The following is a 15,405-nucleotide window of genomic DNA, read 5'->3' as shown; positions in this document are numbered from 1 at the left end:
CGCCACGGGCGCCCGCACCACACCACGGGCGCCCGGCGCCGCGCCGGGGCTACCAGCGCACCGGCAGCTCACGCACCCCGCGGATCAGCATCCCCGGCAGCCAGTCGTACGAGCCGGCCTCCGGGTCGAGTGCCAGTCCGGGGCAGCGCTCCAGCAGCGCGCGCAGGGCGGTCCCGCCCTCCAGCCGGGCGAGCGGGGCGCCGATGCAGAAGTGGATGCCGTGCCCGAAGGCGAGATGCGCCGGGCCACGGCCGGGGGTCGCCGAGCGCCGGATGTCGAAGGTGTCCGGATCCGGGAAACGGGCCGGGTCCCGGTCCGCCGAGGCCAGGGAGATCAGCACCGCCTGCCGGGCGGGGATCTCCGTACCGCCGTACGAGACCGGCTCCCTGGTGAACCGGATGGTGCTGGTCTCCACCGGTCCCTCGTACCGCAGCGTCTCCTCGACCGCCCCGTCGAGCAGCGAGAGGTCGGCGCGCAGCGCGGCAAGCTGGCCGGGATGGCTGAGCAGGGAGCGGGCCGCGTTGGCGATCAGGTTGACGGTCGTCTCGTGCCCGGCGATCAGCAGCACATAGGCCCAGGCGCGCAGCTCGGCCGGGGACAGCCGGTCGCCGTCCTCCGCGCTGGTGCGCAGCAGCCTGGAGAGCAGGTCGTCGGCGGGGCCCGAGCAGCGCTTGTCCTCGATGAGTTCGTCGAGATACGCGCAGAGGGCGATGGTGTTGTCGCGCGCGCCGGTGGGGGTGGTCGGCGCCACGATCTCGTTGGTCCAGGCGCGGAAAGTGTCACGGTCCGCGTGCGGCACCCCGAGCAGTTCGCTGATGACGATGATGGGCAGCGGGAAGGCCAGGGCCTCGACGAGATCGGCGTGCCCGGCCGGGACCATGGCGTCGAGCAGTTCGTCGGTGATCCGCTGGACGCGCGGGCGCAGCGCGTCCACCCGGCGCGGGGTGAACTCGGGGGCGACCAGCTTCCGCAGCCGGGTGTGGTCCGGCGGGTCGAGGGTCAGTACATGCGGACCCATGATCGCCTCGTCGCCCGGCTCGTACCCCATGGTGGCGGGCGCCTTGGACAGCCGGGCATCGGCGAGGGCCGCGCGGCCCTCCTCGTATCCGACGACCAGCCAGAAGCGGTTGCCGGCCGGGCCCACCACCTCGTGAACGGGACCGGCCTCCCGCAGTTTCGCGTAGTACGGATAGGGATTGACGTTGAAGTCCGGGCCGTATTCCGCCAGTTCGATGACCGCCATTGGATCAGCGTACGTGGCCGCCCGCCGCCTCACCATCGTCGATGGCCGGATCCGCGCCCCGCGCCGACCGGACAATCCGAACAGCGTGTCCTGGCCGTTCCGCCCGAAGCCGGGCGGGAGGTGTCAGCCGGAGCCGTGTTCCCGGTGGCGGGCCGCGAGACGGCGCGCGCCCTCCTCGGTGAGGGAGCCGAAGAGCCGCAGCCGGGAGATTCCGCCGTCGGGATAGATGTCGATCCGTACCCGGGTCGCCACCACGGGCGCCGGCAGGACGAAGCGGTGGCCGGTGTCGGGCTGGAGCCGGGTCCTGGGCAGGATCTCGGTCCAGTCACCGGCCCCGCCGTCGCGCACGGACAGCGCCGCCCAGCCGGCCGCGTTGCCCTTCAGATACGCCGTGTCGATCTCGACCGCGCGGATCTCGGCCTGCTCCACCAGCCGGTAGCGGATCCAGTCGTTGCCCCGGTCCCGGCGCCGCCGGGTCTCCCAGCCGTCGTCCATCCGGCGGGAGCGGCCCGGCCGGATGGTGTTCGTGGGGGGCGAGTAGAAGCGGTCGGAGGCGTCCTCGACCCGGCCGCCGTTCTCCAGCGCGACCAGGTCGAACGTACCGAGGACACCGAGCCAGACCGGATCGGGCGCGACCTCGCCGTACACCCGCAGCCGGGCGATCCCCCCGTCGGGGTGCTGGTTGACCCGCAGATGGGTGAAGCGCCGCTCGGCGTCGACCGTGAAGCCGTTGGCGGCGTGGCCGCCGATGGGCGTACGGGGCACCAGCGCCGTCCACGTCACCCCGTCGGCGAGCAGGTCCCCGGGCGACGGGGCGCCCGGCAGTGCGGTGCCCTCGACGGAGACCGCCTTGGGGTAGTTGCCCCGGAAGTGCGCGGTGTCGACGACGATCCCCCGGACGATCCCGGGGGCGCCGAGCCTGACCAGCGCCCAGTCGTGGTCCTCGTCGGCGGGATGGGGCCGGTCCGCGCCCGCGCCGCGTCTGCGCCGGGTCTCCCAGCCGTCCATGATCTTTCCCTTGTGGCCGAAGCGCTCCGGTTCGAACTCCGCGGGCCCCGGCGTCAGCAGATTCTCGCGCTCGGCGAAGAACTCGTCGTTGGCGGCGACGACCCCCGCGCCGAGGCGCCGGTCGGCGAGATCGACGAGGTGGGCGAAGGGGAACTCGGCGGTGCGGTAGTCGGCGTACGGATCACCGCCGCCGTACGGCAGGGCGTCACCGGTGAAGGAGGGCGGGCCGGGCAGGGAAGGACCGGACGGCGGGGGTTCGGACACGGTCAGTCGGTCCTTTCGAGCAGTCGGCCGGAGGGTTCGGCGAGCACCCCGTCGCGCATGACCGGGGTGCCGCGCAGCCAGGTCGATCTGACGACTCCGTACAGCCGCCTGCCCGCGTACGCGGTGACCTGGTTGCGGTGGTGCAGCGCGGCGGGATCCACGGTGAAGGCCTCCTCGGGCGCCAGCACCGCGAAGTCGGCGTCGCGGCCCGCCTCGACGGCGCCCTTGCGGGTCAGTCCCGCGAGCGCGGCGGGGCCCGCCGACATCCAGCGGACGACGTCCTCCAGCGAGCGGCCGCGTGCGCGCGCCTCGGTCCAGATCGCGGGAAGGCCGAGCTGGAGCGAGGAGATACCGCCCCAGGCCGCAGCGAAGTCGGGGGTCTTCAGATCGGCCGTGCAGGGCGAGTGGTCGGAGACGACACAGTCGATGGTGCCGTCGAGGAGCCCCTGCCAGAGCGCGTCCTGGTTCGCGGCCTCACGGATCGGCGGACAGCATTTGAACTCCGTCGCCCCGTCCGGGACCTCCTCGGCCGTGAGGGTGAGGAAGTGCGGACAGGACTCGACGGTGATCCGTACCCCCTCGCGCTTGGCCGCGGCGATCAGCGGCAGCGCGTCCGAGGAGGAGAGATGCAGGATGTGCACCCGGGCGTCGAGCCGGGCGGCCCGCGCGACCAGGCCCTCGATCGCCGCGTTCTCGGCGCCGCGCGGCCGGGACGCGAGGAAGTCGGCGTAGGCGGGACCGCCGCGCTGCGGCGCGGAGGCCAGTTCGGCGGGGTCCTCGGCGTGGACGATCAGCAGTCCGCCGAAACCGGCGATCTCGGCCAGGGACGTCCCCAGCCGCTCCTGGTCCAGCTCGGGGAACTCCTCGACACCGGACGGCGACAGGAAGCACTTGAAGCCGAAGACCCCGGCGTCGTGCAGCGGCCGGAGATCCTTGAGGTTGCCGGGGACCGCGCCGCCCCAGAACCCCACGTCCACATGGGCCTTCGTACGCGCCACCCGCTGCTTGGTCCGCAGATGGGCGACGGTGGTGGTGGGGGGCAGGGAGTTGAGGGGCATGTCGAGCAGCGTGGTGATCCCGCCGGCCGCGGCGGCGCGGGTGGCGGTCCAGAAGCCCTCCCACTCGGTGCGCCCCGGATCGTTCACATGGACATGGGTGTCGACCAGCCCGGGAAGGACGGCGTCGTCCCCGACGTCCTCCAGCCGGGCACCCGGCGGCAGCGGGGCGCCGTACGGCAGAACGGCCTCGATCCGTCCGCCGGCGACGGCGATGGAGGCGGCCCGTGTCCCCTCAGGGGTGAGGACGCGGGTCGACCGCAGTACCAGGTTCACCTCGGACACCCGTACCTCGCTTCGCTGTCGCCCGTCTCCGCCGTCCGCCACCCGCGCCCGTACCCGCGCCCGGTCGTTGTGCGACGGAACGCGAATTCAACGAACTGTTGAAGGAGTCTTCACTCCTGGCCGCAGGCCGTCAAGACCACATTTCCAGGGCCCCCGCCCGGGAGCGGCGGCGCCGCGCTAGACTGGGCCACTTCCATAAAACGGAATACAGATTTCACCAAGCAGAACACCACATGCTCCTGGAGGAACCATGGACGGCCGAGGGCCGGTCCCGGGCCCCGCACGGAGAGCGGACGAACCCACGGGCCGAACGCGCTCCGACCGGCCGGGACGCCGCGCGCGCGGGCCTGTGCCGGACCGCACCGCCCGGTAGGCTGCTTGCTTGGCCCCGCCTGCTCCGAAAGGACCGTTGACGTGCCGTCGCCCAGCGCCAGCAGCACCGACGCCAGCAAAGCCGCCTCCGCCGGCGGCGGCGTCCAGTCCCTTGAGCGCGCCTTCGACCTGCTCGAACGGATGGCGGACGCGGGCGGCGAGGTCGGGCTCAGCGAACTCTCCGCCAGCAGCGGACTGCCGCTGCCCACGATCCACCGGCTGATGCGCACGCTGGTCGCCTGCGGCTATGTGCGCCAGCAGTCGAACCGGCGGTACGCGCTCGGCCCCCGGCTGATCCGGCTCGGCGAGTCGGCGTCCCGGCTGCTCGGCACCTGGGCCCGGCCGTATCTGGCCCGGCTGGTCGAGGAGACCGGCGAGACCGCGAACATGGCGCTGCTCGACGGCGACGAGATCGTGTATGTCGCCCAGGTGCCGTCCAAGCACTCGATGCGGATGTTCACCGAGGTGGGCCGGCGGGTGCTGCCCCACTCCACGGGCGTGGGCAAGGCGCTGCTCGCACACGCCCCGGCGGAGGAGGTGCGGGCCCTGCTCGCCCGTACGGGTATGCCGGCCGCCACGGAGAAGACGATCACGACGCCCGAGGGTTTTCTGGAGGCCCTGGAGCTGGTGCGCAGAGCCGGATACGCGATCGACGACAACGAGCAGGAGATCGGGGTCCGCTGTCTGGCGGTGCCGGTGCCCAACTCCCCCACGGCGGCGGCCATTTCGATCTCGGGGCCGGCGGGCCGGGTGACGGAGGAGGCCACCGAGAAGATCGTCCCGGTGCTCCAGGAGGTGGCGCGGGATCTCTCGGAGGTGCTGGCGAGCACGACGGCCCAGAGCTGAGCGGCGGACCGGCGTACGAACGGGACGGGGGCCGGCGCCGACGGGGTGCGGGCCGGGCGCCGACCGGGCGCGGGCCGACGTCTCCGCCGGCCCTTGACCCGTACCCGCCGACCGTCGACCCGTGTCTGTCGGCCGCGACCCGTTTCTGTCGGCCGGCCGGCCATACCCGCGAGGCCCCGGCCCCTGACCCGGGTCCGTCCGGGGACCCGTCGGGAGCGCTACCGGCGCGGCCGGGGCACCTCTCCGAAGAGGTCGACCGCGTGCCGTACACCCATCAGCGCCGGCCCCAGCGCGCTGACCGATCCGATCGAGCCCACGATCAGCAGCAGCGAACGGCGCATACGGGCGATCTCGGGAGCCCCGCCCGCCACCATCGCGGCCAGGGCCGCCAGTTCGTCCTCGGCGATGGCCCGGTCACGGAACTCGACCGGATAACCGGCCAGCTCGCGCCGGAGCCGGGAAACGGCTCCGTCCAGGCCCGCCACTCTCGGGTCCTCACCCTTCTCTGTCACCGGCGCCTGCCCCACGCTCCGCAACAAAGCTTCCCCCTCTTGCCCCTCGCACCCGCACATTTTTGTGCCGGCGCACCTTCACGCTGACATTCCGATTCCTGGACGGTGGTCAAGCGCCAAGGTTCGCGGGCAAGTTAACGCCATCGCGCGCGGTACGCGCCACTCCGCGGACGGAATACGGCGGGAATGTGAGGGGAATGCGGACAGAACGCCCGATGATCACAACGGGCCCCGCCGGTCACGGGCCCGGCGCACCGCGCGTGAACGTGCGCGGATGCGGTATGCAGGGCCCATGGCAGGCACGGACAACGAGAGCGCGGATCCTCCCGAGGCGGACCTTCCCCGGACCATGGCTCCTTCCGGCACCGCGGTCCCGCCCGTCGCCGGGCTGCTGCTCGCCGCGGGCGGTGGCCGCCGGCTGGGCGGCCGGCCGAAGGCACTGCTGGTCCACCGGGGCCGCCCGCTGGTCGAACACGCCGCACGCACCCTGCGCGAGGGGGGCTGCGCGCCGGTGCATGTGGTGCTGGGGGCGGCGGCGGACCGGGTGCGGCACCGGGCCGAGCTGCCGGGATGCGTCCTGGTCGACAACCCGCGCTGGGCGGACGGCATGGGCTCCTCACTGCGCGCGGGGCTGACCTCGCTGAGCGGCACGGACGCGGGCGCCGCCCTCGTCCTGCTGGTGGACCAGCCGGGGATCGGCGCGGCGGCGGTGGCCCGGGTGGTGGCCGCGTACACCGGTCCCGACGCGCTCGTGTCGGCCGCGTACGACGGACGGCGCGGCCATCCCGTGCTGTTCGGCGCCCGCCGGTGGGCGGAGGTCGCGGCGGATGCGGAGGGCGACCGCGGGGCACGCGCGTATCTGAAGGCGCGTGAGAGCGACATCGTTCTGGTCGAGTGCGGGGATGTCGCGCGGGCGTACGACATCGACACGGAGGAAGATCTGTCGCATCTGGAGTAGCCGCCGGCGGAGCCCGTGGCGCCTTGGCACCCGGCGCCACACTCCCTCGACCCGGAGATTCTCGACATCGACACACCATTGAAGTTCCACTATGAGAAAACTACTATCCACAGGTCAGAAGCGTCCGGCCCCCCGGCCGACGCCCGCGACCGTATCCCGGCGCCCTGGCACCCTGTGCCGTCCGAGGTGACCCGTCGGGCCGCCAGGCGCCGCCCGCGAAGGAGTGACAGCTCATGTCCGCATCCGCGCCGCCCCCGCCGGTCGTCGTCGACGCCGACCCCCTGCCCCGGCAGGACGAAGTACTGACCGACGCCGCCCTCACCTTCGTGGCGGAGCTGCACCGGCGGTTCACCCCCCGGCGCGATGAACTGCTCGCCCGCCGCGCCGAGCGCCGCGCCGAGATCGCCCGTACCTCCAGCCTGGACTTCCTGCCGGAGACCGCGGCGATCCGTGAGGACGAGAGCTGGCGCGTCGCCCCCTCGCCGGCCGCGCTCGACGACCGGCGGGTGGAGATCACCGGACCGACGGACCGCAAGATGACCGTCAACGCGCTCAACTCGGGCGCGCGGATCTGGCTCGCGGACTTCGAGGACGCCTCGGCTCCCACCTGGGAGAACGTGATCGTGGGCCAGCTCAATCTGAAGGACGCCTACGCACGCCGTATCGATTTCACCGACCCGCGCTCCGGCAAGTCGTACGCCCTGAAGGACGCGGACAGCCTGGCGACGGTCGTGATGCGTCCGCGCGGCTGGCATCTGGCGGAGCGTCATCTCCAGGTGGACGGGGTGCCGGTGCCCGGCGCGCTGGTCGACTTCGGTCTCTACTTCTTCCACAACGCGAAGACCCTGATCGAGCTGGGCAAGGGCCCGTACTTCTACCTCCCGAAGACGGAGTCGTATCTGGAGGCCCGCCTCTGGAACGACGTCTTCGTCTTCGCCCAGGACTATGTGGGCATCGCGCGGTCCACCATCCGCGCGACCGTGCTGATCGAGACGATCACCGCGGCCTACGAGATGGACGAGATCCTCTACGAGCTGCGCGACCACGCCTCCGGGCTCAACGCGGGCCGCTGGGACTATCTCTTCTCGATCGTCAAGAACTTCCGTGACGGCGGCGCCAAGTTCGTGCTGCCCGACCGCAACGCGGTCACGATGACGGCGCCGTTCATGCGCGCCTACACCGAACTGCTCGTCCGCACCTGCCACAAGCGCGGCGCGCACGCCATCGGCGGTATGGCGGCCTTCATCCCGTCCCGGCGCGACACCGAGGTCAACAAGGTCGCCTTCGAGAAGGTCAAGGCCGACAAGGACCGGGAGGCGGCCGACGGTTTCGACGGCTCCTGGGTCGCCCATCCGGATCTGGTGCCGATCGCGATGGCCTCCTTCGACGCAATCCTCGGCGACCGGCCCCATCAGAAGGACCGGCTGCGTGAGGACGTCTCCGTCGCCCCCGGCGATCTGATCGCCGTCGACTCGCTGGATGCCCGGCCCACGTACGAGGGTCTGCGCAACGCCGTCCAGGTCGGGATCCGCTATATCGAGGCCTGGCTGCGGGGCATGGGCGCGGTCGCGATCTTCAATCTGATGGAGGACGCGGCCACCGCGGAGATCTCCCGCTCCCAGATCTGGCAGTGGATCAACGCGGGCGTCGAGTTCGAACACGACGGCCGGACCGTCCGGGCCACCCCGGAACTCACCCGTGAGCTCGCCGCGGAGGAACTCACCGCGATCCGCGCCGAACTCGGCGACGAGGCGTTCGCGTCCGGGAAGTGGCAGCAGGCCCATGATCTGCTGCTGACGGTGGCCCTGGACGACCACTACACGGACTTCCTCACGCTCCCCGCGTACGAGCAGCTCCGCGGCTGAGCCGGCCGTCGGAGTCGGAGACCGGCCGGGCCACTCCGCGCGCAGACGCCCCCGGTGCCCCACGGCGCCGGGGGCGGTGGGGTCCGGCCGCCCGCCGCCGGGTTCCCAGGCGTCCCGCGGCGGGGTCTCAGGCGTCCCGTGGCGGAGGGAGCCTCGGCACGCTGGCGATCAGCCGCCGGGAGTAGGGGTGGGAGGGCGAGCCGAGGACCGACGCGGTGTCCCCCTGCTCCACGATCCGTCCGTGCTCCAGCACCGCGGTCGACTCGCACAGCGCCGCCACCACCGACAGGTCGTGCGAGACCATCGCGATGGTCAGCCCCCTCGTCTCCTTCAGCTCGATCAGCAGATCCACGATCCTGACCCGCGTGGTGACGTCGAGAGCGCTCACCGGCTCGTCGGCGAGCAGCACCCGTGGCTCGCACACGGTGGCCCTGGCGATGGCGATGCGCTGGCGCTGGCCGCCGGAGAACTCGTGCGGATAGCGGCCCGCGGCGTCGGCGGGCAGGCCGACGGCCTCCAGCGCGGCGGCGATACGGGGATCGTCGTCCCGGGACCGGGTCAGCCCGAGCGAGCGCAGGGGCTCCGAGACGATCCCGGCGACCCGTCGGCGGGGATCGAGCGAGGAGTACGGGTCCTGGAAGACGCTCTGTACGCCGCGGCGGAACCGGCGCATCTGTTCGCGGTCGCGAAGCCTCAGCTCGTCCCCGTCGAACAGGACGCGTCCGCTGGTGGGCCGGGTGAGACCGAGCAGCAGCCGGAGCACCGTGGTCTTGCCCGCGCCCGACTCGCCGACCAGTCCGACACTGCGGCCGGCGGTGATGTCGAGCGAGACGCCGTGCAGCACGGGGGGCGAGCCACGGTAGGCGAAGCCCGCGTCACGCGCGGACAGGACCGGCGCGGACGGCACCGGGGCGGGCGGGGTCGGTGCGGACGGCACCGGGGCGGCGGGGATCGGTGCGGTCATCGGACGATCCGTTCCAGTGCGCTTTCGAGGTGCCGGGCGCTGTCCACCAGATCCCGGGTGTACGGGTGCCGGGGGCGGCGCACTATGTCGTCCACGCTCCCGGACTCGACGGCGGACCCGTCCTTGAGCACCAGGACATGGTCGGTCACGGCCGAGACGACCGCCAGGTCATGGCTGACGAACAGCAGCGCCATGTCCCGCTGGGCGACCAGCCCGTCCAGCAGGGCGAGCACCTCGGACTGGACGGTGACATCCAGGGCGGTGGTGGGTTCGTCCGCGATCAGCAGAGCGGGTTCGCAGGCCAGGGCCATGGCCAGCGCCACCCGCTGGCGCTGGCCGCCGGAGATCTCGTGCGGATAGGCGCGGATGATCCGGTCCGGCTCGGGAAGCCGCACCTGGTCGAGCGCCTCCTCCACCGCGCGGCGCAGCGCCCGCCCGCGCAGCCCCCGCCACCGGCGCAGCGGCTCCGCGATCTGGCCGCCGATCCGCATCAGCGGGTCGAGCGCGGTGAGCGGCTCCTGGAAGACGACCGTGGCGGCCCGTCCGCGCAGACCGGTCAGCCGCTGCTCGCTCGCGCCGACCACCTCGGTGCCGGGTCCGTCCTGGGCCGGTCTCAGCACGATGCTGCCGGAGGCGGTCATCCCGGCGGGCAGGAGGCCCAGTACGGCGAGCGCGGTGAGGGACTTGCCGGAACCGGACTCGCCGACCAGGCCCAGCCGGGAGCCCGCGCCGATCGAGAACGACAGGTCGGAGACCAGGGCGCGGCCCTGGTCGGTACGGATCGTCAGTCCGCCGACATCGAGCACGTTCGGTCCGGACGCCTTCGGGCCGAGCAGGTTCGAACCGGGCACGTTCGGGCCGGGCACGTTCGGGCCGGGCACGTTCGGGCCGGACGCCTTCGAACCGGGCACCTTCGGGTCGGGCACGTTCATCGGGTCCTCCGCCGGGTGGGGTCCAGCGTGTCGCGCAGTCCGTCGGCGATCAGGTTGACCCCCACGACCAGCATGACCAGCAGCACTCCGGGGGCGATGACCCCGGTGGGAGCGGTGAAGACGGTCGCCTGTGCCTCGTGGAGCATCCGTCCCCAGGAGGCGTTCGGCGGCGGGGCGCCGAGCCCCAGGAACGACAGACTCGCCTCGGCCATGACGGCGAGACCGAACTGCTGGGCGAGATTGACCACCAGGGTGGGCCAGATGTTGGGCAGCACATGGCCGGTGACGACACGGGGCCACGATGTGCCCGAGGTACGGGCCGCCGTGATGTAGTCCTGGGCCAGCACCCGCTTGACCAGGATCCGGGTCAGCCGGGCCACCACGGCGGTCATGGCCAGCCCGATGGCGAGGACGGCCGAGCTGAGCGAGGCCGACCGGGCCGCCACCATCAGCATGGCCAGCAGCAGGGTGGGGAAGGCGATCAGCACGTCCAGCAGCGTGGACAGGGTGTCGTCCAGCCAGCGGGTGGCGAAGCCGGCGGCCAGTCCGGCGCAGACACCGAGGACCGTCCCGATCGCGATCGCGCCGAGACCCGCCTCCAGGGCGATCCGCGCGCCGGTCATGAGCTGGGTGAGCAGATCGCGGCCGAGCTTGTCGGTGCCGAGCAGATGGGACGGCCCGGGTGGCATCAGCCGGCCGCCGGTGGTGTCCTCGGGGGCGTACGGCACCCAGAACAGGGAGACCAGCGCGGTCGCGACGATCAGCCCGACCAGGACACAGCCGGCCACCAGGGCCGGTGAGCGCCGCAGCCGTACGGGCCCGAAGACCTCCACGGGCTTGACGGGCTCCCCGGCCGGCCCCGGGGCGTTCGTCCGCGGGTCCTTCTCCGTAGTGGTCCGCCCGTTCATCGGGCACCTCCGGACAGCCGGCCCCGCAGCCGGGGATCGATCAGCCGCTGGGCGACATCGCTGAGGAACCCGATGACCAGGACGGCGAAGGTGCTCACGAAGAGCACCCCCTGGACCGTGGGGTAGTCGTGCTGGGCGACCGCCTGGGCGAGCAGGCTGCCCAGACCCGGCAGCGCGAACACCGTCTCGACCACCACCGCGCCGAGCAGGGTCGTCGCGAGTTCGATACCGAGGACCGAGACGACCGGTACGGCGCCGTTGCGCATCCCATGCCGCCACATCGCTCGGTGGAAGGACGAGCCCAGGGCCCTGGCGGTACGCAGATAGTCGCTGCCGAGGACATCCAGCGCCGCGGACCGTACGTACCGGATGAGGGAGGCGGACATCACCAGGGCGACGGTGATCACCGGAAGGGTGAGCGAGGTGAGGGCCTCCCCCGGTGCCGCCCAGCCGTCCTGGGGGAAGCCCCCGGCGGGCAGTACGCCGAGGCGCAGCGCGAACACGGTGATGAGGATCATCCCGATCCAGAAGACCGGTACGGCGATGCCCAGTTGGGAGATGCCGCTGATGAGCGTGCCGTACCAGGTGGCCGACCGGTGGGCCGCCACGAAGCCGACGGGGACCGCGATCACCACGGCCAGCAGGAACGAGAACAGGGTGAGCGGCACGGTGACATCGAGCCGGGAGGTGATCTCCGGTCCGACCGGCAGCGTGCTGACGAACGAGTTCCCGAGGTCGAAGGTGGCCAGTTGCCCGAGCCAGGTGACGAACTGCTCGGGCAGCGGGCGGTCCGAGCCGATCTCATGACGGGCCGCGGCGATCTGTTCGGGACTCGCGCCCACCGAGAGCAGGGAGTTCGCCGGATCGCCGGGCAGCAGCCGCAGCAGCAGGAAGATCACCACGCCGGCCAGGAACAGGGAGCCGGCCAGGAAGGCCAGCCGCCGCAGCAGGTACGAGATCATCAGGGAGGGGGACCGATCGACGGAAGCGGGGATATCGACCACGGCGGGGGCTCCGCCGCGCGGGCCCGGTGTGGAGGCCGGGCCCGTGCGGCGGTCCGCGCCATCAGCTCTTCTTGATGCCGTAGGCGTGGAACTGCGAGTTGAGACCGTTGAGCGGGTAGCCCGACAGCTTGGTGGAGGCCACCACGATCTGCGGGTAGAGGTAGAGCCAGTCGCTGGCCGCGTCCTCCGCGATCTTCGTGTTGACCTTCTTCAGCAGTGCTGTCTGCTCGTCGGTGGTGTCCGACTGCTCGGCCTGTTTCACCCACTCGGTGACCTGCTTGTTGTCGTAGCCCCAGTAGAAGTCCGGGTCGCCGTACCAGACGATGTCCCGGTCATTGACGTGCTCCTGGAGCGTCGCGCTGAAGTCGTGGTTCTTGTAGACCTTGGTGTACCACTCGTCCGGCGTGATGATGTTGATCTTGACATTGATACCGACCTTGGCCAGCTCCGACTTGATGAAGGTGGCCGCCGTCGGGTGCGGGTCGTAGTTCGGGGTGTCGAGCGTGACGTCGAAGCCCTTGGCGTATCCCGCCTCGGCGAGCTGCCGCTTGGCGAGGGCCACGTCGTACGGGTTGACCTGGGTGAGGTCCTCGTACCACGGGTCGGTCGGCGGGACCATCGAGCCGATCAGCGTGCCGTGGTCGCCCCACACCGACTGGAGCAGCTTCTTGTTGTCGATCGCCGAGCTGACGGCCTTGCGCACCTTGATGTTGTCGAACGGCTTGACCTTGTCGTTGAAGGCCAGGAGCAGCTTGGTGGTCGACTTGCCGTCGTTGACCTTGTAGGCCGGGTTGCTCTTGAACTGGTCGAGGGCGTCCGGGCTCTGCTCGCTGGTGACCACGTCCACGGCGTTGGTGAGCAGTGCGTTGTTGAGGGCGGTGGCGTCCTTGTAGTAGTGGAAGACGACCTTCGCGTTGGTCGCGGGCGTCCCCCAGTAGCCCGGGAAACGGTCCAGGCTGAGCGCGGAGCCGCGGGTCCACTTCTCCAGCTCGTAGGGCCCGCTGCCGTCCTCCGAGGTCTTGAGGTCCTTGGCCTCGGAGTTGATGATCCACACATAGCTGAGGTTGTAGACGAACGAGATCGACTTGGACGACAGCGTCACCTCGACCGTGGCGGGGTCGGGGGTCGCGATCGACTTGATCATGTCGAAGCTGCTCTTGCGCGCCGACTGGGAGTTCTCGGCGGTCACCTTCTCGATGCTGTACTTCACATCCGCGGAGGTGAGCTTCTTGCCCGAGTGGAAGGTGACACCGTCGCGCAGTGTGAAGGTGTACGTGAGGCCGTCCGGGCTGACGGTGTAATCCTTGGCGAGCTGCTTCTCGACCTTGCCGCTGTCGGTGAGCCGGAACAGGCCCTCGTAGACGTTGCCGTTGAGCGCCTCGGTCACGCCCTGGCCGCCGCCTCCGGTGTTGTCCAGATTCTGCGGTTCGTAGAGCGAGCCGATGCCGATCGTCGCGTTCTTGTCGTACGAACCGGAGGGCGTGCTGTTCTTGCTGTCGGTCCCGGAGCCGCAGGCGGTGAGGGCCAGGGACAGGGTGACCGCCAGGGTGCCGCCGAGCAGCGGTACGGACTTTCTCATCTCTTCTACTCCTGATCAACGGCCGGACAAAGGGCCCGCGAGGGGTGCCGGGTCCGGCTGTGGTGCCGTGGGTGAGCTCAGTTGACGGCGTAGCCGCCGCGGAAGACCGGGACCTTCTCGCCCGCCTCGACGGGCAGGTGCAGCCGGTTCTGCCGCGGCGGCAACGGACAGTTGTACTGAGCGGAGAATCCGCACGGCGGCACGAAGGCGCGGTTGAAGTCGAGTATCACCGTTTCGCTCTCCCCCTCACGCGGGACGAACAGGAACCGGCCCGCGCCATAGGTGTCGCCGCCGTTGGTCGGGTCACCGAAGACCAGAAGAAGCGTTCCGTCGTCGTCGAAGGCCGACAGCGTGTAGTCCACGCCGTCCAGTGTGACGTGGATGTCGCCGGGGACGACCAGTTCCCGGCTGCCCCCGCTGTCCCTCATGTGCTCGAACGGCACCCGCCGGTCGCCGGAGACGGGGGTGAAGGCGGCCTCGACCACCCAGTCCGGACGGAACGGGTAGACATCGAGGTGCGAGAAGTGCCGTACGGCCGGGGCATCCGCGTCCCAGAAGCGCAGCGCGTGCTCCGGCTCGCCGGTGTGGAGATTGGTCCGCGCCACTGTGGTGACCGTCACACCGTCAGCCACCGCCGCCCGCGCCCGCTCCTCGTCGGCGTCGGTGCCGGGGGCCAGCCAACGGGTCTCCACCAGCGCCAGATTGCCGACGGGTCCGGTCACGGTGGCCTGCCGTGAGACGCGCCAGGCATCCAGACCAGCCTGGGCGGCGGCTATGGCCGACGAGGAAGCATGAGTGTGTACCGACATGCGCAACTTGCTCCGGTCTGCGTAAAAGGTTCGATCCGGCGCGCGTTGTCGCTGTCGGGTCTGGAACGAGTGGATCGTACATGCGAGGGATTATTTCCAGCCATATTGACCATCCTTCGAGACAGCCGTCCCAAATCCATGGCGCACCGATGAGTTCCGGCGGCGGGGCCGGTCACCCCTGCATGGACATACAGAGAAAGACCGCCCCGTTCGACTTCGGCCCCGCCTGCAAGGCGGTGGCCGGGTTGCTCGGTGGTATCAGCGAGGAACAGCTCACGGCGCCCACCCCCTGTCCCGCGTACACGGTGCGGGAAGTGCTCGGGCATCTGGTCGGACTGACCGCGGGGTTCCGGGACGCGGCACGGAAGGAGCTGGGGCCGACGACGGACGCCTCGCCGGACGCGGCTCTGCCCGTGCTGCCCGGCGACTGGCGTGAGGTGCTGCCCCGGCAGCTCGACGAACTGGCGGAGGCCTGGCGCTCGCCCGAGGCGTGGCGGGGCGACTCCCGGATCGGCGGGGTCGATCTGCCGGGCGACGCGGTGGCGGCCGTGGGACTCAACGAGGTCCAGGTCCACGGCTGGGACCTGGCACGGAGTACGGGACAGGAGTACGTGCCCGACGAGGCGAGTCTCCGGGTGTCGTACGCCATGATGGCCGCCGCCGAACCGGCCGACGCCGGTCCGGCCCCCGAGGGGCTGTTCGGCCCGCCCGTGCAGCTTCCCGAGGATGCCCCGCTGCTGGACCGGGTGATCGGTCTGAACGGCCGTCGCCCGGACTGGCGGCCGGGGGTGTGAACCGGGC

At 71.2% G+C, this 15,405-nt stretch carries 14 protein-coding genes; 4 read left to right on the top strand and 10 right to left on the bottom strand.

Annotated features, from left to right (window positions below; all coding sequences use genetic code 11):
• Positions 1-49 precede the first annotated feature (49 nt).
• From ACFYYH_RS00375 to allB, 3 genes are all read right to left on the bottom strand, one after another.
• Positions 50-1,243 carry a cytochrome P450 gene (locus ACFYYH_RS00375; RefSeq protein ID WP_388543823.1) on the bottom strand — a complete coding sequence of 398 codons (1,194 nt, stop codon included), beginning with the start codon at positions 1,241-1,243 and terminating at the stop codon, positions 50-52.
• Between the two features lie 123 nt (positions 1,244-1,366).
• Entirely contained in the window at positions 1,367-2,485 is a 1,119-nt protein-coding gene (gene alc, locus ACFYYH_RS00370) for an allantoicase (RefSeq protein ID WP_388545226.1), read from the bottom strand.
• Between the two features lie 32 nt (positions 2,486-2,517).
• A complete protein-coding gene (gene allB, locus ACFYYH_RS00365) occupies positions 2,518-3,855 on the bottom strand; it encodes an allantoinase AllB (RefSeq protein ID WP_388543821.1) in 1,338 nt (445 codons plus the stop codon).
• A 414-nt stretch (positions 3,856-4,269) separates the two neighbouring features.
• Between allB and ACFYYH_RS00360 the strand changes: the two genes are divergently transcribed.
• Complete coding sequence (locus tag ACFYYH_RS00360; protein ID WP_388543818.1) at positions 4,270-5,073, top strand: IclR family transcriptional regulator; 804 nt, start codon at positions 4,270-4,272, stop codon at positions 5,071-5,073.
• A gap of 218 nt (positions 5,074-5,291) precedes the next feature.
• Here the strand turns inward: ACFYYH_RS00360 and ACFYYH_RS00355 are convergent, their stop codons facing one another.
• On the bottom strand, positions 5,292-5,612 hold the full coding sequence (locus ACFYYH_RS00355) for a DUF5955 family protein (protein WP_388543816.1): 321 nt from the start codon (positions 5,610-5,612) through the stop codon (positions 5,292-5,294).
• 322 nt (positions 5,613-5,934) lie between these two features.
• On the opposite strand from ACFYYH_RS00355, the gene ACFYYH_RS00350 reads away from it, so the two are divergent.
• Both ACFYYH_RS00350 and aceB read left to right on the top strand, forming a co-directional pair.
• A complete protein-coding gene (locus ACFYYH_RS00350) occupies positions 5,935-6,543 on the top strand; it encodes an NTP transferase domain-containing protein (RefSeq protein WP_388545223.1) in 609 nt (202 codons plus the stop codon).
• Positions 6,544-6,776: 233 nt separating this feature from the next.
• Positions 6,777-8,408, top strand: coding sequence for a malate synthase A (aceB, locus tag ACFYYH_RS00345; RefSeq protein ID WP_388543813.1), 1,632 nt, complete (start codon positions 6,777-6,779; stop codon positions 8,406-8,408).
• A 127-nt stretch (positions 8,409-8,535) separates the two neighbouring features.
• Here the strand turns inward: aceB and ACFYYH_RS00340 are convergent, their stop codons facing one another.
• The 6 genes from ACFYYH_RS00340 to ACFYYH_RS00315 form a co-directional block, all read right to left on the bottom strand.
• On the bottom strand, positions 8,536-9,372 hold the full coding sequence (locus ACFYYH_RS00340; RefSeq protein ID WP_388543811.1) for an ABC transporter ATP-binding protein: 837 nt from the start codon (positions 9,370-9,372) through the stop codon (positions 8,536-8,538).
• Positions 9,369-10,304 (bottom strand): ATP-binding cassette domain-containing protein, encoded by a 936-nt coding sequence (locus tag ACFYYH_RS00335; RefSeq protein ID WP_388543808.1) that lies wholly within the window; start codon positions 10,302-10,304, stop codon positions 9,369-9,371. The genes ACFYYH_RS00340 and ACFYYH_RS00335 overlap by 4 nt, the downstream gene beginning before the upstream one ends.
• Positions 10,301-11,212 (bottom strand): ABC transporter permease, encoded by a 912-nt coding sequence (locus tag ACFYYH_RS00330; protein ID WP_388543806.1) that lies wholly within the window; start codon positions 11,210-11,212, stop codon positions 10,301-10,303. The genes ACFYYH_RS00335 and ACFYYH_RS00330 overlap by 4 nt, the downstream gene beginning before the upstream one ends.
• Positions 11,209-12,174: an ABC transporter permease gene (locus ACFYYH_RS00325; protein ID WP_388545221.1), complete on the bottom strand. Its 966-nt coding sequence runs from the start codon at positions 12,172-12,174 to the stop codon at positions 11,209-11,211. The genes ACFYYH_RS00330 and ACFYYH_RS00325 overlap by 4 nt, the downstream gene beginning before the upstream one ends.
• A gap of 103 nt (positions 12,175-12,277) precedes the next feature.
• Complete coding sequence (locus tag ACFYYH_RS00320) at positions 12,278-13,795, bottom strand: ABC transporter substrate-binding protein (RefSeq protein ID WP_388543803.1); 1,518 nt, start codon at positions 13,793-13,795, stop codon at positions 12,278-12,280.
• Between the two features lie 77 nt (positions 13,796-13,872).
• On the bottom strand, positions 13,873-14,604 hold the full coding sequence (locus ACFYYH_RS00315; protein ID WP_388543800.1) for a DUF1684 domain-containing protein: 732 nt from the start codon (positions 14,602-14,604) through the stop codon (positions 13,873-13,875).
• Between the two features lie 182 nt (positions 14,605-14,786).
• Between ACFYYH_RS00315 and ACFYYH_RS00310 the strand changes: the two genes are divergently transcribed.
• Positions 14,787-15,398 (top strand): TIGR03086 family metal-binding protein, encoded by a 612-nt coding sequence (locus ACFYYH_RS00310; protein ID WP_388543798.1) that lies wholly within the window; start codon positions 14,787-14,789, stop codon positions 15,396-15,398.
• The last annotated feature ends 7 nt before the right edge of the window (positions 15,399-15,405 follow it).

Source organism: Streptomyces sp. NPDC002018, assembly GCF_042890865.1.
GTDB lineage: Bacteria > Actinomycetota > Actinomycetes > Streptomycetales > Streptomycetaceae > Streptomyces.
This window is presented reverse-complemented; position numbering and strand designations above follow the sequence as displayed.